Consider the following 17,663-nt stretch of genomic DNA (forward strand, 5'->3'; position numbering starts at 1 on the left):
ATGGAGCTCAGCGGCAAGAACGTCCTGATCGTCGGCTTCGAGCGGACCGGCGAGGCCCTGGCCCGCTTCCTCGTCGGCCGCGGGGCCCGGGTCCGGGTCACGGAGAAGAAGCCGGCCGAGGCCTTCGGGCCGAAGATCAGGGAGTTCGCCGCGCTCGGCGTGGCCTTCGAGACCGGCGGCCACCGGCCGGAGTCCTTCCTGGCCGCCGACCTCATCGTCCCCAGCCCCGGCGTCCCGCCCATCGCCGAGATCCGGGCCGCCCGCGACAAGGGCGTGCCGGTCCTGTCGGAGATCGAGCTGGCCTATCTCTTCCTGCGTGGCCGGATCATCGGCGTCACCGGCTCGAACGGCAAGTCGACGACGGTCACGCTCGTCCACCGCATCCTCGCCGACGCCGGCCTGCGGGCCCGCCTGGCCGGGAACATCGGCACGCCGCTCATCTCCTTCGTCGACAGGAGCCGCGACGACGATCTCTACGTCACCGAGATCTCCAGCTTCCAGCTCGAGTACACCGAGCGCTTCACCCCGGCCGTGGCCGCCCTGCTCAACGTCTCCGAGAACCACATCGACTGGCACGGCACGTTCGAGAACTACTTCGCGGCCAAGAAGAAGCTCATCACCCGGATGGGACCGGAAGGCCGGGCCGTGCTCAACCGCGACGACGCCGCGGTCTGGGGGCTCCGGTCCGAGACCCGGGCCGAAGTCCACGGCTTCAGCCGCAGGCGCCGGCCGGCCCGCGGCGCCTTCGTCGACGACGGCTGGGTCGTCGTCCGCGACGGCGCGGCCGAGCGGGTCCTGCCCGTCTCCCGCATCCCCCTGCCCGGCGCCCACAACCTGGAGAACGTCCTGGCCGCCGCCGTCATCGGCCGCCTCCTGGGCGCCGGCCCGGCCTCGATGGGCCGGACGATCCGGTCCTTCCACGGCCTCGAGCACCGGCTCGAGGACGTCCTGACCGTCCGCGGCGTGCGCTTCGTCAACGACTCCAAGGCGACGACCGTCGACGCCACGCTCAAGGCCCTGGCCAGCTTCGACCGCCCGATCGTCCTCGTCCTCGGCGGCCGCGGCAAGGGCGGCGATTTCGGGCCGCTCCGCCCCGCGGTCCGCCGGCAGGTTCGCTCGGTCGTCCTCGTGGGCGAGGCCGCGGACAAGATCGAAAAGGCCCTCGGCGGCGCGGCGCCGGTCGACCGCGCGGCCGATTACCGCGAGGTCGTCCGCGCGGCCTTCGCCCGGGCCCGCAGAGGCGACGTCGTCCTCCTGGCCCCGGCCGCCACGAGCTGGGACATGTTCAGGAACTTCGAGGAGCGCGGCCGGACCTTCAAGCGGGAGGTCCGGCGTCTGGCCGCGGGCCTGCGGAAGAACGGAGCCGGACGATGAGCGCCGTCCGCCGGCTGGGCATCGACCTGCCGCTGCTCGCGGCCGCGCTGGCCCTGGCCTGCTTCGGCGTCTTCTTCGTCTTCAGCTCGTCGGGCTTCATGGCCCGCGAGAAATACAACCAGTCCTTCCACTTCATGGTCCAGCAGGTCCTCGGCGCCGTGGCCGGGCTCCTGATCGTCGCCTTCCTGGTCAAGGTCAAGAAATCGTTCTTCCTTCAGCCGGCCTTCGTTTACGGCCTCCTCGGCCTGACCATCGCCATGCTGGCCCTCTGCCTGGCCATGCCCAGCGTGGCCCGGACCAATCGCTGGCTGGTCCTGGGCGGCATTCGCTTCCAGCCTTCGGAGCTGGCCAAGATCAGCCTCATCCTCTTCCTGGCCACCTACGCCGAGGCCAGGAAGGACACGCTCAACCAGCCGAAGACCCTGGCCTGGCCGGTGGCCGTCGTCGTCGCCACCGTGGTCCTCGTGCTCATCGAGCCCGACTTCGGGACGGCCGTCCTGCTGGCCGGCATCGCCGCGATGGTCCTGTTCATGGGCGGGCTGAAGTTCCGTTACATCGCCGCCGCCGGGCTGGTGGCCGGCGCCCTGTTCGGCTTCTATCTCGTCAAGGCCGACTACCGGGTCCAGCGGCTCCAGGGCTTCCTGTCGTCCGAGAAGGACGTCCTGGGCAGCGGCTACCAGGTCGACCAGTCCAAGCTGGCGTTCGGCACGGGCGGGCTCATCGGGGTCGGCCCCGGCCAGTCCACCCAGAAGCTCAACTTCCTGCCCTTCGCCCACACGGACTTCATCTTCGCCATCGTGGGCGAGGAGACCGGGCTCGCCGGGACCCTGTCCATCCTCGGCCTGTACCTGTTCTTCCTCTGGCGGGGCCTGAAGATCTCCCTCACGGCGCCGAGCCCGGCCTACAAGATGATCGCCGCGGGCCTGACCCTGCTCATCGTCGCCCAGGCTCTCATGAACATGTCGATCGTCCTCGGCCTCGGGCCGGCCAAGGGCACGCCCCTGCCCCTGCTGTCCTACGGGCGGTCCTCTCTCCTCTGCACATTGGCCGCGGTCGGCCTGCTCCTCCACATCAGCGGGAAGCGGGGCGACACGTGGGGAACGGTGAAGATATGAAGCGGCCCAAGGTCATCATCAGCGGCGGGGGCACGGGGGGCCACCTCTACCCCGCCCTGGTCGTCGGCCGCAAGCTCTCGGCCCTGGCCCCGGAGATCGAGCTGACCTACGTCGGGACCGGGCGCGAGGTCGAGGGCCGGATCATGGCCGGCCAGGGCGTGCGCTTCATCCCCATGCGCATCGAGGGCCTCAAGGGCCGCGGCCTCAGGAGCCTGCGCGGCCTCCTGATCCTGCCGCTCGCCTTCGTCCAGTCGCTCGGCATCCTGCTCCGGACCCGGCCATCGCTCGTCATCGGCGTCGGCGGCTACAGCTCGGGGCCGATCGTGCTGCTGGCCTCCTGGCTCCGCATCCCGACGGTCATCCTGGAGCAGAACGTCCGGCCCGGGTTCACCAACCGCCTGCTCGTCGGCTGGGTCCGGCGGGCCGTCGCCGCCTTCCCCTCGACCCTGCCTTACCTCAGGGGCCGGGGCGTCGTCCTCGGCAATCCCGTCCGCGAGGAATTCTACCGGCTGCCGGCGAAAACGCGCGGCCCGGCGCTCGACGTCCTCGTCTTCGGCGGCAGCCAGGGCTCCCATTTCCTCAACACCCGCGTCGTCGAGGCCCTGCCGCTCCTGGCCGCGGCGAAGGGCCGGCTCCGCCTGACCCATCAGACCGGCACGGCCGACCTGGACGCCGTCGCCGCCGCCTACAAGGCGGGCGGCTTCGCCCAGGCCGAGGTGGCCGCCTATATCCCCGATATGCCCGCCTATTTCGGCCGGGCCGACCTGGTCGTCTGCCGGGCCGGGGCGACCACCCTGGCCGAGCTCATCGCCGCCCGCAAGGCGGCCATCCTCGTCCCCTTCGCCGGGGCCGCGGAGGACCATCAGACCGTCAACGCCCGCGAGCTCGGGTCGGTCGGCGCGGCCGTCGTCCTGTCCGAGGCCGAAGCCACGGCCGGGGCGCTGGCCGCCCGGATCCTCCGCTTCCTCGACCAGCCCGGGGACCTCGACGGCATGGAGCGGAACGCGGCCCGGCTGCAGCCCGAGGACCCGGCCGGACGGATCGCCGCCCTCTGCCTGTCCCTGATGAAGCGCCCGCCCAAGGGGGCCGCGTCGTGACCAAGAAAGGCTATCGCAAGCTCAACCGCATCCACATGGTCGGCATCGGCGGCACGGGCATGAACGGCATCGCCGAGGTCCTGCTCAACCTCGGCTACGCGGTCTCCGGCTCGGACCTCCAGGAGAACGACGCCACCCGCCGGCTCCGGGCCCTCGGCGCCCGGATCGCCATCGGCCACCGGGCCGAGAACGTCCAGGCTGCGGACGTCGTCGTCATCTCCTCGGCCGTGCGCGAGGACAACGTCGAGGTCGAGCAGGCCCGGGCCAGCCTCATCCCCGTCATCCCCCGGGCCGAGATGCTGGCCGAGCTGATGCGGATGAAGAACGGCGTCGCCGTGGCCGGGTCCCACGGCAAGACGACGACGACGTCGATGACGGCCCTCGTCCTCGAGGCCGGCGGCTTCGACCCGACCATCATCGTCGGCGGCCGCCTGAACAAGATCGGGGCCAACGCCAAGCTCGGCGCCGGGGATTTCATGGTCGCCGAGGCCGACGAGAGCGACCGCTCCTTCCTCCTCCTCTCGCCCTTCATCGCCGTGCTGACCAACATCGACGAGGAGCACCTCGACCAGTACCGCGGCGTCGACGACCTCAAGACGACCTTCGTCAATTTCGCCAACAAGGTCCCCTTTTACTGCCCGGTCATCCTCTGCCTGGACGATCCCAACCTCCAGAGCATCATCCCCCAGATCGAGCGCCGGGTCATCACCTACGGCTTTTCGGCCCAGTCCGACCTGACCGCCCGCGACTGCGTCTTCGACGAGTTCCGCAGCGCCTCCGTTCTCTTCGCCCAGGGCAAGGCCCTCGGGCCGCTGAAGCTCCAGGTCCCGGGGATGCACAACATCCTCAACGCCATGGCCGCGGCCGCCGTCGGCCTCGACCTGGGCATCCCGGCCCGGACGATCCTCGAGGCCCTCGAGAGCTACACCGGGACGGGCCGGCGCTTCGAGCTGCGCAAGGTCGTCGACGACATCATGGTCGTCGAGGACTACGCCCACCATCCGACCGAGATCAAGGCGACGCTCGAGGCGGCCAAGCGCGGCTGGCCCCGCCGGGTCGTGGCCGTCTTCCAGCCCCACCGCTACACCCGCCTGTCAAAGCTGATGACCGCCTTCGCCACGGCCTTCAACCAGGCCGACGTCCTGGTCCTGACCGAGATCTTCCCGGCCGGCGAGGAGCCCATCCCCGGCGTCACCGGCCGGGCCCTCTACGAGGAGGTCCGCCAGTTCGGGCACAAGCAGGTCCACTACGAGCCCGACCCGAAGAACATCGCGGCCCTGCTGCGGACGATCCTCGCCCCCGGCGACCTGCTGCTCGTCCTCGGGGCCGGCAACATCAACCGGACCATCCCCGACATCATCGCCCGCCTGGAGGCCAGGGACTGACATGGCGACCGTCATCGGAGACCTGGGCCGGGAGAGGAAGCCGCCTCTCTTCGCCCGCCGCTTCGGCCCCGGGCCAGGCGCCCGGGCCCTGCAGAAGAGCCGGCGCCGCCGCGCCTTCGGGGTCCGCCAGGTCCTGGCCCTGCTGGCGCTCCAGGCCGCCTTCTTCGTCGCCCTCCACGAGGCCTGGCTCTTCCTGGTCACCTGGGACGAGCTGGCCATCCGCAAGGTCACGGCCGTCTCCTCCCGGCCCGATCTCAAGCGGGCGATCGAGGCCTACTACGCCGGGCCGAGGCTCGGCAACATCCTCCTCTGCGACCTCGAGGCCGTGCGGATGCAGGTCCGGCGGCTGGCCTGGGTCAAGGACGCCGCCGTCCAGAAGGTCTTCCCCTCGGGCCTGCGCATCACCGTCGTCGAGCGGACGCCGTTCGCCCTGCTCGAGCGGGACGGCCTGCGCCTGGCCGACGGGGAGGGCCGCTCCCTAGAACCGGTCTATTCGCCCGACGAATACGCCCTGCCGGTCGTCTCCGACGAGACCGGCTTCGCCGCCGGGTTCGACGAGAAGTGGGAAGCGGCCAGCCGCTGCCTCCGGAGCCTGCCGCCGGCCGAACAGGGGCGGCTGGCCGGCGTCCGCTGCAGCGACTACGGCACGCTCGAGCTCGCTTTCCGCGGCGACCCGGTGCGGATCGTCGTTTCCGCCGCCTCGCCGGCGGAGGGCCTGGCCGCCTTCCGGGCCGGCCGGGCCGGCTGGGAGGGTCTCTTCGGGCCTCTGGCGCTGGCCAACATGAGCTTCGACGGCCGGGTCTACCTGAGGCCAGCCGAGCCGGCCGGGGACGGCTCCCCCCAACCTGACAAAGGAGACTGAGGCATGCCCAAGAACAGCTACATCGTCGCCTTCGACATCGGGACGCGCAAGGTCGTGGCCATCATCGGCGAGGTCACCGAGGAGCGCAAGATCGAGGTCATCGGCATCGGCACGGCCGACTCGCACGGCCTGCGCAAGGGCGTCGTCGTCGACCTCGAGGCCACGACCTCGGCCATCAAGAAGGCCCAGGAGGAGGCCGAGCTCATGGCCGGCGTCGAGATCGACTCGGCTTTCTTCGGCATCTCCGGGGCCCACATCAAGAGCTTCAACAGCCGCGGCGTCGTCGCCGTCTCGGGCAAGAACCGGGAGATCACCCGGGAGGACGTCCGCCGTGTCGTCGACCAGTCCAAGGCCATCCCCATCCCCCCGGACCGGGACATCATCCACATCATCCCCCAGGAGTTCATCGTCGACGACCAGGACGGCATCAAGGACCCGGTCGGCATGAGCGGCATCAAGCTCGAGGTCAACGTCCACATCATCACGGCCGCCCTGACCTCGCTCCAGAACCTCAAGAGCTGCGTCGAGCGGGCCGGCATCGGCATCGAGGAGATCGTCCTCAACCAGATCGCCACGGCCCAGTCCGTCCTGACCCAGGACGAGCGCGAGCTCGGCGTCGGCCAGATCGACATCGGCGCCGGCACGACCGAGGTGGCCATCTACGAGCGCGGCAGCCTCTGGTACACGGCCACCATCCCCATCGGCGGCGACAACTTCACCAACGACATCGCCGTCGGCCTGCGCACGCCCATCCCCGAGGCCGAGCGGATCAAGAAGAAGTACGGCTGCATCGCCGGGCCGCCCGTCGAGGAGCAGGAGACGATCGAGGTGCCCTCGGTCGGCAAGGGCCGCAAGCCCCGGGTCCTGTCGCGCCAGCTCCTGGCCGACATCATCCAGCCCCGGGCCGAGGAGATCTTCCGCCTGGTCGACTCCGACATCAAGCGCATGGGCTATGACAAGTCCCTCAACTCGGGCATCGTGCTGACCGGCGGCACGGCCCTCCTCGAGGGCCTCGAAGAGGTGGCCGAGGAGATCTTCGACCTGCCGGTGCGGCGCGGCGACCCGGGCGGCGTCGGCGGCCTCGTCGACCGCGTCTCCACCCCCGACTTCGCGACGGCCGTGGGCCTGGTGCTCTACGGCTTTCACATCTGGCAGGACCGCGGGCTGGCCAAGGACCGCAAGAAGGGCGCCTTCGCCAGGTTCAAGGACTGGTTCAAGGAAGGATAAGGAGGACATCATGAGCGACGAATCCCGGCTGAAATTCCGCCTGGTCGAAGACCAGCTCGGGGCCAAGATCAAGGTCGTCGGTCTCGGCGGGGGCGGCGGCAACGCGGTCAACCGCATGATCGAGCACGGCGTCCAGGGCGTCGAGTTCATCGCCGTCAACACCGACGCCCAGGCCCTCAACAGCAACCGGGCCCGGACGAAGATCCAGATCGGCGGCCAGCTGACCAAGGGGCTCGGCTCGGGCGGCCGGCCCGAGACGGGGCGCCAGGCGGCCATGGAGGACACCGAGAAGCTGCTCGAGGTCCTCCAGGGCGCCGACATGGTCTTCCTGACGACGGGCCTCGGCGGCGGGACGGGCACGGGCGCGACCCCGATCGTCGCCAACCTGGCCGCCGAGCTCGACGTCCTGGTCATCGCCATCGTCACCCTGCCCTTCGGCTTCGAGGGCCGGGTCCGGACGCGCCAGGCCGAGGAAGGGCTCAAGGAGCTCAAGTCGGCCGTGGACACGGTCATAGCCATCCCCAACGAGCGGCTGCTCCAGACGGTCAGCATCAACACCTCGGTCCAGGACGCCTTCCGGCTGGCCGACGACATCCTGCGCCAGGCCGCCCAGGGCATCTCCGATCTCATCACCAAGCCCGGCCTCATCAACCTCGACTTCGCCGACGTCAAGTCGGTCATGAAGGGCATGGGCATGGCCTTCATGGGCACGGGCCTGGCCACGGGCGAGAACCGGGCCCTCGAGGCCGCCGAGAAGGCGATCTCCTCGCCGCTCCTCATCGACACCTCGATCGAGGGCGCCCACGGCGTCCTCATCAACATCACCGGCGGCAAGACGATGACCCTCCACGAGGTCTCCAAGGCCTCGCAGCTCATCCACAGCATGGCCGACCCCGACGCCAACATCATCTTCGGCACGGTCATCGACGAGGGCATGAAGGACACGGTCAAGGTCACCGTCATCGCCACCGGGTTCGAGCAATCTCCGGAGAAGGCCCTGGCCGCCGCCCCGCCGACCCCGGCCGGGATCGAAGAGCCGGCCCCCGGGCCGGCCCGCTCCAGGACGCCGGCCCCCTTCCCCGTCTCCCAGCAGACCCCGCCCTACCTGTTCGAGCCGCGGGCGACCGCGGCGCCGGCCTGGGACCCGCCGGCCGCCGCCGACAAGCAGTGGGAGACGTACGAGACGCCCTCGTTCATCCGCCGGACCAAGCACTCGACGATGAGGAAGTCGCCCCATGACATCAGCTGATCTCGTCGTCGCCGGCTGCCGCGAGCTCGTCACCTGCGCCGGGCCCCTGCCCAGGCGCGGCCCGGACCTGCGGCGGATCGGCGCGGTGGAGAACGGCTGGGTGGCGTCTTCCGGGGGCACGATCGTCTTCGCCGGGACCGAGGAGGACTTCCACGCCGGCGTCGCCCCCGAGCCGGCGGCGGTCACGGTCGACGCCCGGGGCTTCGTGGCCCTGCCCGGCTTCGTCGACGCCCACACCCATCTCCCCTTCGCCGGGGACCGGGCCCGGGAATTCGGCCTGCGCATCCAGGGCTGGACCTACCAGCAGCTGGCCGAGCGCGGCATGGGCATCCAGACGACGGTCAAGGCGACGCGGGCGGCCTCGCTCGACGACCTCCTCGCCCTGACCCTCAAGCGCCTCGACCGCATGCTCCTCACGGGCACGACGACCGCCGAGGCCAAGAGCGGCTACGGCCTCAACCTCGAGGATGAGGTGAAGCAGCTCGAGGCCCTGCGCGACGCCGCCGCCCTCCACCCCGTCGACATCGTCCCGACCTTCATGGGCGCCCACGACATCCCGCCCGAATACCGCGACCGGCGCGGCGAGTACGTCCGCCTGCTCGTCGAGACCCTCATCCCCGAGGTCGGCCGGCGCGGCCTGGCCGAGTTCTTCGACGTCTTCTGCGAGCCGAGCGCCTTCACCCTCGAGGAGACCGGGACGCTCGTCGCCGCGGCCAAGGCGGCCGGCTTCAAGATCAAGGTCCACGCCGACGAATTCGTCTCCCTCGGCGGGGCCGAGCTCGCCGTCGGGGCCGGGGCCGTCTCGGCCGAGCATCTCATCGCCGTCTCCGACGAGGGCATCTCGCGCCTCGCGGCCAGCGACACGGCGGCCATCCTCCTGCCGGGCGTGCCGTTCTTCCTGATGATGGACAGGCGCGCGCCCGCCCGCCGCCTCATCGACGCCGGGGCGGCCGTGGCCCTGGCCTCCGATTTCAACCCCGGGAGCTCGCACATCGGCTCGATGCCGTTCGTCCTGCAGCTCGGCGTCTTCACGCTGGGGATGACGGTCGAGGAGGCCATCACGGCCTGCACCGCCAACGCGGCCTACGCCATCCGGCGTCACGACGCAGTGGGCAGCCTCGAGCCCGGGAAAAAGATGGACCTGCTGCTGTGCGACGTCCCCGATCACGTCTCGCTGGCTTACGAGGCCGGGCGCAACCCGGTCCGGACCGTGATCAAGAACGGCCGGGTCGTCGTCGAGGACGGCCGCCGGGTGGCGGCCCGCTGATGTCGCCCCGCCTCGATCCCCGCCGCTACGTCATCCGCCTGGCCTGGCTCGGCCGCCGCCCCGCTCACGCCGCCCTGGCCCTCAATCCCCGTCCGGCTCGAGGGCGAGCTTCAGGAAGCCGCTGGCCTCGTCCTTTTTCCTGCCGATATCGTCCCTGAACCGGACCAGGGTGATCTCGCAGGTCACCGAAACCACCGCTTCCTTCAGATGCCCGCCCCGGACGGCCAGGTCCTTACCTGCCAACGAGACATGGGCGTGGACGAAGGGATGTCCGTCCACCTTGGTGATATTGCCCGCGAGGGAGACGATCTCCGACGGCCCCGGCAGCGTGGTCCAGACATGGCTTTTGGCCGCGGCGTCGAACCAGCCGATCTCGGCCTCTCCGGCCGCGCCCAGGCCCTGGAAGTACCCGCCCCCGATGCCGTCGCGCTCGCAGAGGGCCGCGAGCGTCTCGACGATCTTCTCTCCGGCGTCCAGCCGGACGACATAGGTCGATCCCAGCACGAAATACTTCATGCCGTCCTCCCCGGGGGACCGTCCCCGAAGGGGGACCGCCCCTCTTGCCTTGGCGATCAGGCGGCCGGCTTGGCCGCCTTGTCGAGCTTGGTCTTCCAGTACAGGTAGGCCGGGATGCCCAGGCAGATGATGAGCAGCCCGAACATGGCGTTCTTGAAGGAGCCGAGGAGCGCGCCCACCGCGACGTAGATGGCCGCCAGGACGAAGAGGACGGGCGTCACCGGGTAGCCCCAGGTCTTGTAGGGCCGTTCGAGGTCCGGCCGCTTCTTCCGCAGGACGATGACCGAGAAGACGGTCATGCCGAAGAAGATCCACTCGCCGAAGATGACGTAGGTGAAGAGCTGCTTGAACGTACCGGTCAGGGTCAGCACGATGCTCCAGGCGGTGATGGCCATGATCGAGACGTGAGGGGTCAGGAACTTGGGATGGCACTCGGCGATCTTCTTGAAGAACATGCCGTCGCGGGCCATGGCGAAATAGACCCGCGGGGAGGTCAGCATGTTCTGGTTGGCCGCGCCGAGGATGGAGAAGAGGATCAGGAAGGTGATGAGCGAGGCCCAGAAGGGGCCGCCGATGATCTGCATGACGTCGAGGGCGACCCGGCCTTCCGAGGCGGCGATCTTGCCGACCGGCATGATGTAGAGGTAGGCCAGGTTGGCCAGGACATAGAGGACGATGACGGCCACGGTGCCGATCAGGATGCCGAGGGGCAGGTTCTTCTTCGGGTTCTTGACCTCGCCGGCGCTGTAGGTGGCCGCTTCCCAGCCCTTGTAGGCCCAGAGCGAAGCGACCAGCCCGATGCCGAAGGCGCCGAGCAGCCCGAAATTGAACGGTCCCGGGCCCGGCTCGACGAAGTTCCGGACCTGGCCGTGGCCCTTGGCGAAGAAGAAGACGCCGATGCAGATGATGCCGATGGCGCCCATCTTGAGATAGGTCGTCCAGTTCTGGAGCTTCGAGCCCCAGCGCAGGCCGACGTAGTTGACCGCGCCGAGGAAGAGGACGAAGGCGGCGGCGATGATCTTCATGACGACCGGCGACATGTCGACGAAGCGGGGCAGGATGTTGTGCGAGAAGGCCACGGCCAGGGTGGCGATGGAGCCCGAGTCGATGACCAGGAACAGGGTCCAGCCGAAAAGGAAGGACAGGAGCGGGCCGTAGGCCTCCCGGAGGTAGATGTAGATGCCGCCGGCTTCGGGCATGGCCGCGCCGAGCTCGGCGAAGGCCACGGCGCCGAAGAAGCTGAACATGCCCCCGACGACCCAGACGAGGAGCATCAGGAGCGGCGAAGGCACGGCCGCGGCGATCTCGGAGGGGGACAGGAAGATGCCCGAACCGACGACGCCGCCGATGACGATCATGACGACGTCCCAGAGAGACAGGATGCGCGGCAGCGCGATCTTGGTCTTGTCGACGGGAACGCAGACTTGGGGGTTCTGGTCCATGCGGCTTAACTCCTTTTAACCGGAACGTCCATAGCGCGGAATTCTATCAAGAGCCGGGAAAAAGCGCAATCGCGGTTTGCCTGAGGAATTCGGACGCTTCGGGAAGGGCCGGGACGCGACGCGCGGCCCTTGTCATCCATCCCGCCATAGCCCCCCGAGGAGCGGCCGGCGACAGCGCCGTCAGCGCAGGCGGTCCAGCATCCGGTACTGGACGGCCTCGGAGACGTGGGCCGCGGCGATCCCGTCGCTCCCTTCGAGGTCGGCGATCGTCCGGGCCACCTTGAGGACGCGGTCGTAGGCCCGGGCGCTGAAGCCGAGCTTGGTCACGGCCGTCTCCAGGAGGGCCTCGGCCTCGCCGGGAAGCCGGCAGAACTGCTTGACCTCCTTCGGCCCCATCCGGGCGTTGGCGAAGATGCGGCGCCCGGCTAACCGGGCCGACTGCCGGGCCCGGGCCGCCGTCACCCGGGCCCGGATGGCGGCCGAGCTCTCGGCCGGCGTCCGGGAGACGATGTCACGGAACTTGACCTCCGGGACCTCGAGCTGGATGTCGATGCGGTCGAGGAGCGGCCCGGAGATCTTCGAATAATAGCGGGCCTTCTCGCTCTCCGTGCAGTCGGCCTCGCGGCCGAGGAGGCCGCGGCGGACGTCGGCGCAGGGGTTCATGGCCGCGACCAGCATGAAGGCCGCCGGGAACTCGACCGAGTAGCCCGACCGGGCCACGGTGACCCGGCCGTCCTCGACCGGCTGGCGCAGATCCTCGAGGACCTTGCGCTTGAACTCCGGCAGCTCGTCGAGGAAGAGCAGTCCGTGGTGGGCCAGGCTGACCTCGCCCGGCTTGGGCGTCAGGCCGCCGCCGACGAGGCCGGCGTCCGAGACCGTGTGGTGCGGGGCCCGGAACGGCCGCGTGGCCACCGTCCCCGAGCCGGCCAGCAGGCCGGCCGCGCTGTAAACGCGCGTCACTTCGAGCATCTCGTCGTAGGACATCTCCGGCAGGATGGTCGGCAGGCGCCGGGCCAGCATGGTCTTGCCCGCCCCGGGCGGCCCGACAAGGAGGACGTTGTGGGCGCCGGCCGCGGCCACCTCGAGGGCCCGCTTGACGTGCTGCTGGCCCTTGACGTCCTCGAAGTCGACCGGGTAGGCGGCCGGCCCGACGAGCTCCCTCTCGTCGAAGCGGCAGGGGGCGACGTCGCCCGGCTCGCGGAGGAGGCGGACGACGCGGACGATGTCGTCAAGGGCGAAGACCTCGATCTCCCGGACCAGGGCCGCTTCCCGGGCGTTCACGGCCGGCACGACGATGCCGCGGAACCCGGCCCGCCTGGCCATCAGGGCGATGGGCAGGACGCCGCGCACCGGCTTGAGCCGGCCGTCCAGGGCCAGCTCGCCGACGAAGAGATAGTCGCCGAGACGGGCCGCCGGCACGACGTCGAGGTAGGCAAGGAAGCCCAGGGCTATGGGCAAGTCGAAGGCGGAGCCCTCCTTCCGCCGGTCGGCCGGGGCCAGGTTGATGGTTATGCGCTTGGACGCGAGGTCGTAGCCGCAGTTCTTGAGGGCCGCCCGGACCCGCTCCTTGCTCTCCCGGACGGCCGCGTCAGGCAGACCGACGGTGACGAAGGTCGGGAAGCCGGGACAGATGTCGACCTCGACCTCGACAGGGTAGGCCTCGATCCCGTGGAGAGCGGCGCTGGTGATACGGTACAGCATGGGGCCCGTCTATAAAGGACGCGCGGGCCCGCTGGTTGCGTCTCGCGGCGGCTACTTGCCGACGTACTCCCGGGACAGCCGCTCGAGCTCCTCCTCGATCTCCTTGCGGGACTTGACCGTGATCCGGGTCGTGTAGTTCGGCACCGGCGCCGGCGGCGCGGGCGGGGCGACCGGCGGCTCGAGCGGGACGGGCGCCGCGATCGTGGCGGGCTCGGCCTCGGGCCGGGGCCTGGGGCCGAAGAGCCGGTCCCGGACGATGGGCACGGTCAGCTTGGAGATCTCGCGCAGGGTCTCGAAGACGCCGACGCCGTTGACGGCCACGGCCTCGACCCAGGGCGAGCGGCGGGGGTTGAGCAGGTTGTTGAAGGTCTCGACGGGGATGAGGTATTCCAGGTCCCGCTTGTTGTACTGGAAGACGAGCGGGATCTTCATCAGGTCGATGTCGTTCTGGACGCAGTTGCGGCGCAGGCCGTCGAAGCTCTCGAGGTTCGCGTCGAGCAGCGGGATCTGGGAATCGGCGACGAAGACGATGCCGTCGGCGCCGCGCAGGACGCTCTTGCGCGAGGCCTCGTAGAAGACCTGGCCCGGGGCGGACATCAGCTGGAAATGGACCTTGAAATCGGCGATCATCCCGGCCCGGATGGGCAGGAGGTCGAAGAAATAGGTCCGGTCCGTATCCGTCTCGAGGCAGACGAGCTCGCCGCGGGAGGCGCTGTCGAGCTTGTAGTAGATGTAGCGGAGGTTGGTCGTCTTGCCGCTCAAGCCGGGGCCGTAATAGACGATCTTGATGGCGATCGACTTGGTGGCGTAATTGATGAATGGCATGGTGCTTCCCGTTGTTGCGGCTATTATGCCAAAAACCGGACGAACCTATCAAGTCCGATGACCGCCCCGCGCGTGTGGTAAAATGGGGCGGACGATCGAACGGGAGAGGACGCCCATGAAAGATCTCCGCAAGAGGATCCGCGTCGCCGTGATCGGCGGCAGCCGGCCCGGCCGGCAGGCCGTCGAGGCGGCCGTCGAAGTCGGCCGGCTCATCGCCCGGGCCGGGGCCGTCGTCGTCTGCGGCGGGCTCGGCGGGGTCATGGAAGCGGCCTCGCGCGGCGCCCGCGAGGAAGGAGGCCTGGTCGTCGGGATCCTGCCCGGCAGTTCGCCGGCCGACGCCAATCCCTGGGTCGACGTGCCCATCGCCACCGGCCTGGGCTACACCCGCAACGCCCTGGTGGTCATGAACGCCGACGCGGTCATCGCCGTGGACGGCGAGTACGGCACGCTGTCCGAGATCGCTTACGGCAAGATCCACGGCAAGCGGGTCGTCGGGCTCGGCTCCTGGGAGGTCAAGGGCGTCGAAGCGGCGGCCACGCCCGAAGAGGCGGTCCGCCGGGCCCTCGAGGGGCTGGCCGGCTGAGATGAAGAACTACCGGATCGTCCTCGGCTACGACGGCACGGATTTCAAGGGCTGGCAGCGCCAGCCCGAGGCCCGGACGATCCAGGGCGTCCTCGAGGCGGCTCTCCACAAGATCACCGGGAAGAGGACCGTCGTCCACGGCGCGGGCCGGACCGACGCCGGCGTCCACGCCCTGGGACAGGTGGCCAGCTTCCGGGGCGCCTTCAAGCTCTCCGGCGAGGTCCTCCTCCGGGCGCTCAACGCCGTGCTGCCGGGGGACGTCCGGGTTTTCTCCCTGGAGGAGGCGCCGCCGGAATTCCACGCCCGCAAGTCCGCCCGGTCGAAGCTCTACCGCTACCGGATCGTCCACGCGCCCCAGCCGAGCCCGCTCGACCGGCGCTACGTCCTGCACTGGCCCTACCCGCTCCGGACCGGCAAGATGCGGCAGGCGGCCCGCCTGTTCGCCCGGACGGCCGATTTCACCGCCTTCTCCTCGAACCGGGACCGCTCCCCTGTCCGGACCGTCACCCGGTCCGAGCTGCGGATCTCCGGCGACGAGATCGTCTACACGATCGAAGCCTCGGGCTTCCTCCGCTACATGGTCCGGACGATCGTCGGCACGCTCCTCGAGGTCGGGCGGGGCCGGCTGGAGCCGGAGGAGCTGGACGGGATCTTCAGGCGCAAGGACCGCTCCCTGGCCGGGCCGACGGCCGCGGCCAGGGGCCTGACCCTCGTCCGGATCGACTACTGATCGAGGACGAGGGCCATGACGAAGGCGTCCTCGTCCGGCCTGGTGTAATAGTTCTTCCGGACGCCCATGATCTCGAAGCCCAGCTTCTTGTAGAGGGTCAGGGCCGGCGTGTTGGACTGCCGGACCTCCAGGGTCATGAAGGCCGCGCCGGCTTCGCGGGTCTTGGCGATGGCGTGGCGCAGCATGGCCTCGCCCAGCCCCAGGCCCCGGCAGTCGGGATGGACGGCGAGGTTGTTGACCTGGACGTCGTCCCTGATCTGCCAGTAGATGATATAGCCCACGACCGTGCCGGCCGGCCGCTTGACCACAACCAGGGGGAACGAGACCGAGGTGTTCTGGATCTCGCCGAGGAAGGTGTTCTCGCTCCAGGGATTGGAAAAGGACAGGGTCTCGATGGCCCGGACGGCGGCCAGGTCGGACTCCCTCATCCGGCGGATGAAGAAGCGCTCCCCTTCCTGGGTCAGGTCCGGCATGTCTCCTCGGCCTGGGATCTCCGGAAATAGAGCGGCTCGAGCGAGGCCGCGTCGACGCCCTTGCCCTCCCGGAGCAGGCGGCCGCCGAGACGACCCACCTCGGCCGCGATGAACGGCGAGCGGCGGGGATAGCGGGCCCGGTCCCCGACCCGCGACCGGAGCGCGTCGCCGTAGGCGGCCAGGCCGCTCCCGGCGAAGGCGATGACCCGGCCGGCGGGCAGCCGGGCAAAGAGCTCGCCCGGATCGTAGGCGCCCTGGGGCAGGACCTCGACGAGCCCGCCTTCCCGGGCCTCGAAGAGCCCGGCGTAGATCTCGCCTTTCTTGGCGTCGAGGAGCGGGCAGACGAGGCCCCCGCCTGCGCCGTCGGCGGCCAGCTTCTCGGCCAGGGCCCGGAGGGTCGAAACCGGGGCGACGGGCCGGCCCGAGGCGAAGGCCAGCGACTTGACGGCGCCGAGGCCGATGCGGATGCCGGTGAACGAGCCGGGCCCGGCCGCCACGGCGTAGCCGTCGACGGCCCGGATGTCGCGGCCGAGCGCGCCCGTCAGGAAATCGATCGACCGGAAGAGCCGGGCCGAGTGGGTCGCGGCCGACTCGACGTTGACTTCGCCCAGGAGCGTCTCGTCCTCGAGGAGGGCCACGGAGCCCCCGGGCGTCGTCGTGTCGACTGCAAGAATGAGCACGGCCGGCTGCCTGAAGCCTGCCTAGAGCTTGGCGGCGATAGCCCGGCCGACGTCGAGGCTGGTCGCTTTTCCGCCCATGTCGTAGGTCCGGACCTGGCCCTCCCTGATGACCTCGGCGACGGCGGCCTCGATGGCCGCGCCCTTGGCCGTTTCGCCGATCCAGTCGAGCATCATCTTGGCGGCCAGGACCGTGGCGATGGGGTTGACCTTGTACATCCCCGCGTATTTCGGGGCCGAGCCGTGGGTCGGCTCGAAGACGCCGTACTTGTCGCCGATGTTGCCGCTGCAGGCGAAGCCCAGGCCGCCGACGAGCTGGGCCGCCAGGTCGGAGACGATGTCGCCGAAGAGGTTCTCGGCCACGAGGATATCGTAGTCGTGGGGGTTCTTGAGCAGCCACATGCAGATGGCGTCGACGTTGGCGTCCCAGAACTTGATGTCGGGATAGCCCTTGGCGACCTCGCGGGCCGTGTCGAGCATCAGGCCGCCGGTCTCGCGCAGGACGTTTGGCTTCTCGATCAGGGTGACCGACTTGCGGTGATACTTGCGGGCGAACTCGAAGGCCGCCCGGACGATGCGGGCGCAGGCCGGCTTGGTCATGATCCGGGTCGAGATGGCGATCTCGCCGGCCGGGACGTCCTTGAACCGCTTCATCTTGGGGTTCGTCAGCAGGGCGTCGCGGACGACCTGGGACAGGGGGAAGAACTCGACCCCGGCGTACAGGCCCTCGGTGTTCTCGCGGAAGATGACCAGGTCGATGCCTTCCTTGTAGTTCAGGGGGTTGCCAGCGTAGGCCTTGCAGGGCCTCAGGTTCTGGTAGAGGTCGAACTCCTGGCGCAGCCGGACGATCGGGCTGAAATAGGACAGGCCCTTGCCCCGGAGCGACGGGTCGAGCTCGCGGTCGGCGTCTTCCCTGGGCTTCGAGGTGATGGCGCCGAAGAGGCAGGCATCGGTCTCCCGCAGGAGCTTGAGGGTCCGGTCTGGCAGTGGGTTCCCCTCCTTGCACCAGAATTCCCAGCCGATGTCGCCATAGATGAACTGGGCGTCCAGGCCGATCTTATTGAGGACGATCATCGTCGCTTCGACGACGTCCTTCCCCACCCCGTCGCCGGGGAGAACAGCGATCCTGTACTTGGGCAT

At 69.7% G+C, this 17,663-nt stretch carries 16 protein-coding genes and 1 pseudogene; 10 read left to right on the top strand and 7 right to left on the bottom strand.

What is annotated here, in order from left to right; genetic code table 11:
- The 8 genes and pseudogenes from murD to hutI all read left to right on the top strand — a co-directional run bounded on the left by murD (position 1) and on the right by hutI (position 9,576).
- Positions 1-1,374 (top strand): UDP-N-acetylmuramoyl-L-alanine--D-glutamate ligase, encoded by a 1,374-nt coding sequence (gene murD, locus ABFD52_13705; GenBank protein MEN6561821.1) that lies wholly within the window; start codon positions 1-3, stop codon positions 1,372-1,374.
- Positions 1,371-2,489 carry a putative peptidoglycan glycosyltransferase FtsW gene (locus ABFD52_13710; protein MEN6561822.1) on the top strand — a complete coding sequence of 373 codons (1,119 nt, stop codon included), beginning with the start codon at positions 1,371-1,373 and terminating at the stop codon, positions 2,487-2,489. Before murD ends, ABFD52_13710 begins: the two co-directional genes overlap by 4 nt.
- On the top strand, positions 2,486-3,586 hold the full coding sequence (gene murG / locus ABFD52_13715) for an undecaprenyldiphospho-muramoylpentapeptide beta-N-acetylglucosaminyltransferase (GenBank protein ID MEN6561823.1): 1,101 nt from the start codon (positions 2,486-2,488) through the stop codon (positions 3,584-3,586). The genes ABFD52_13710 and murG overlap by 4 nt, the downstream gene beginning before the upstream one ends.
- 35 nt (positions 3,587-3,621) lie before the next feature.
- Positions 3,622-4,971 carry a UDP-N-acetylmuramate--L-alanine ligase gene (gene murC, locus ABFD52_13720; protein ID MEN6561824.1) on the top strand — a complete coding sequence of 450 codons (1,350 nt, stop codon included), beginning with the start codon at positions 3,622-3,624 and terminating at the stop codon, positions 4,969-4,971.
- Between the two features lies 1 nt (position 4,972).
- Positions 4,973-5,833, top strand: a complete 861-nt coding sequence (locus tag ABFD52_13725) for an FtsQ-type POTRA domain-containing protein (GenBank protein MEN6561825.1) — start codon at positions 4,973-4,975, stop codon at positions 5,831-5,833.
- A 3-nt stretch (positions 5,834-5,836) separates the two neighbouring features.
- The gene (gene ftsA / locus ABFD52_13730; GenBank protein MEN6561826.1) at positions 5,837-7,060 is read left to right on the top strand and encodes a cell division protein FtsA; all 1,224 of its coding nucleotides are present in this window, start codon (positions 5,837-5,839) and stop codon (positions 7,058-7,060) included.
- A gap of 10 nt (positions 7,061-7,070) precedes the next feature.
- Positions 7,071-8,045: pseudogene (ftsZ, locus tag ABFD52_13735) on the top strand (cell division protein FtsZ).
- Positions 8,046-8,295: 250 nt separating this feature from the next.
- Positions 8,296-9,576: an imidazolonepropionase gene (gene hutI, locus ABFD52_13740; protein MEN6561827.1), complete on the top strand. Its 1,281-nt coding sequence runs from the start codon at positions 8,296-8,298 to the stop codon at positions 9,574-9,576.
- An 81-nt stretch (positions 9,577-9,657) separates the two neighbouring features.
- Here hutI and ABFD52_13745 read toward each other — a convergent pair whose 3' ends face one another.
- The 4 genes from ABFD52_13745 to ABFD52_13760 form a co-directional block, all read right to left on the bottom strand.
- Positions 9,658-10,092 carry a DUF296 domain-containing protein gene (locus tag ABFD52_13745; GenBank protein MEN6561828.1) on the bottom strand — a complete coding sequence of 145 codons (435 nt, stop codon included), beginning with the start codon at positions 10,090-10,092 and terminating at the stop codon, positions 9,658-9,660.
- A gap of 56 nt (positions 10,093-10,148) precedes the next feature.
- A complete protein-coding gene (locus tag ABFD52_13750) occupies positions 10,149-11,534 on the bottom strand; it encodes an amino acid permease (GenBank protein ID MEN6561829.1) in 1,386 nt (461 codons plus the stop codon).
- Between the two features lie 180 nt (positions 11,535-11,714).
- A complete protein-coding gene (locus ABFD52_13755) occupies positions 11,715-13,235 on the bottom strand; it encodes a YifB family Mg chelatase-like AAA ATPase (protein ID MEN6561830.1) in 1,521 nt (506 codons plus the stop codon).
- 51 nt (positions 13,236-13,286) lie between these two features.
- Positions 13,287-14,060, bottom strand: a complete 774-nt coding sequence (locus ABFD52_13760) for a hypothetical protein (protein MEN6561831.1) — start codon at positions 14,058-14,060, stop codon at positions 13,287-13,289.
- Positions 14,061-14,175: 115 nt separating this feature from the next.
- Here ABFD52_13760 and ABFD52_13765 point away from each other — a divergent pair, with 115 nt between their 5' ends.
- Both ABFD52_13765 and truA read left to right on the top strand, forming a co-directional pair.
- Complete coding sequence (locus ABFD52_13765; GenBank protein ID MEN6561832.1) at positions 14,176-14,643, top strand: TIGR00725 family protein; 468 nt, start codon at positions 14,176-14,178, stop codon at positions 14,641-14,643.
- A gap of 1 nt (position 14,644) precedes the next feature.
- On the top strand, positions 14,645-15,373 hold the full coding sequence (gene truA / locus ABFD52_13770; protein MEN6561833.1) for a tRNA pseudouridine(38-40) synthase TruA: 729 nt from the start codon (positions 14,645-14,647) through the stop codon (positions 15,371-15,373).
- Here truA and rimI read toward each other — a convergent pair.
- From rimI to ABFD52_13785, 3 genes are read right to left on the bottom strand one after another with little or no spacing between them, the layout of a single operon-like run.
- Positions 15,367-15,846: a ribosomal protein S18-alanine N-acetyltransferase gene (rimI, locus tag ABFD52_13775; protein ID MEN6561834.1), complete on the bottom strand. Its 480-nt coding sequence runs from the start codon at positions 15,844-15,846 to the stop codon at positions 15,367-15,369. The genes truA and rimI overlap by 7 nt on opposite strands.
- Positions 15,834-16,526 carry a tRNA (adenosine(37)-N6)-threonylcarbamoyltransferase complex dimerization subunit type 1 TsaB gene (gene tsaB, locus ABFD52_13780; protein MEN6561835.1) on the bottom strand — a complete coding sequence of 231 codons (693 nt, stop codon included), beginning with the start codon at positions 16,524-16,526 and terminating at the stop codon, positions 15,834-15,836. The genes rimI and tsaB overlap by 13 nt, the downstream gene beginning before the upstream one ends.
- A 21-nt stretch (positions 16,527-16,547) precedes the next feature.
- A complete protein-coding gene (locus ABFD52_13785) occupies positions 16,548-17,663 on the bottom strand; it encodes an isocitrate/isopropylmalate dehydrogenase family protein (protein MEN6561836.1) in 1,116 nt (371 codons plus the stop codon).

The sequence above is a fragment of the Acidobacteriota bacterium genome (genome assembly GCA_039683095.1).
GTDB lineage: Bacteria > Acidobacteriota > Aminicenantia > Aminicenantales > Saccharicenantaceae > RBG-16-66-30.

Coding starts and splice junctions, on each gene's coding strand:
- ABFD52_13755 (MEN6561830.1), bottom strand. CDS start 13,235: ATGCTGTACCGTATCACCAGCGCCGCTCTCCACGGGATCGAGGCCTAC.
- ABFD52_13710 (MEN6561822.1), top strand. CDS start 1,371: ATGAGCGCCGTCCGCCGGCTGGGCATCGACCTGCCGCTGCTCGCGGCC.
- ABFD52_13765 (MEN6561832.1), top strand. CDS start 14,176: ATGAAAGATCTCCGCAAGAGGATCCGCGTCGCCGTGATCGGCGGCAGC.
- ABFD52_13750 (MEN6561829.1), bottom strand. CDS start 11,534: ATGGACCAGAACCCCCAAGTCTGCGTTCCCGTCGACAAGACCAAGATC.
- ABFD52_13725 (MEN6561825.1), top strand. CDS start 4,973: ATGGCGACCGTCATCGGAGACCTGGGCCGGGAGAGGAAGCCGCCTCTC.
- ABFD52_13760 (MEN6561831.1), bottom strand. CDS start 14,060: ATGCCATTCATCAATTACGCCACCAAGTCGATCGCCATCAAGATCGTC.
- hutI (MEN6561827.1), top strand. CDS start 8,296: ATGACATCAGCTGATCTCGTCGTCGCCGGCTGCCGCGAGCTCGTCACC.
- murC (MEN6561824.1), top strand. CDS start 3,622: ATGGTCGGCATCGGCGGCACGGGCATGAACGGCATCGCCGAGGTCCTG.
- murD (MEN6561821.1), top strand. CDS start 1: ATGGAGCTCAGCGGCAAGAACGTCCTGATCGTCGGCTTCGAGCGGACC.
- ABFD52_13785 (MEN6561836.1), bottom strand. CDS start 17,663: ATGCCCAAGTACAGGATCGCTGTTCTCCCCGGCGACGGGGTGGGGAAG.
- truA (MEN6561833.1), top strand. CDS start 14,645: ATGAAGAACTACCGGATCGTCCTCGGCTACGACGGCACGGATTTCAAG.
- ABFD52_13745 (MEN6561828.1), bottom strand. CDS start 10,092: ATGAAGTATTTCGTGCTGGGATCGACCTATGTCGTCCGGCTGGACGCC.
- rimI (MEN6561834.1), bottom strand. CDS start 15,846: ATGCCGGACCTGACCCAGGAAGGGGAGCGCTTCTTCATCCGCCGGATG.
- ftsA (MEN6561826.1), top strand. CDS start 5,837: ATGCCCAAGAACAGCTACATCGTCGCCTTCGACATCGGGACGCGCAAG.
- murG (MEN6561823.1), top strand. CDS start 2,486: ATGAAGCGGCCCAAGGTCATCATCAGCGGCGGGGGCACGGGGGGCCAC.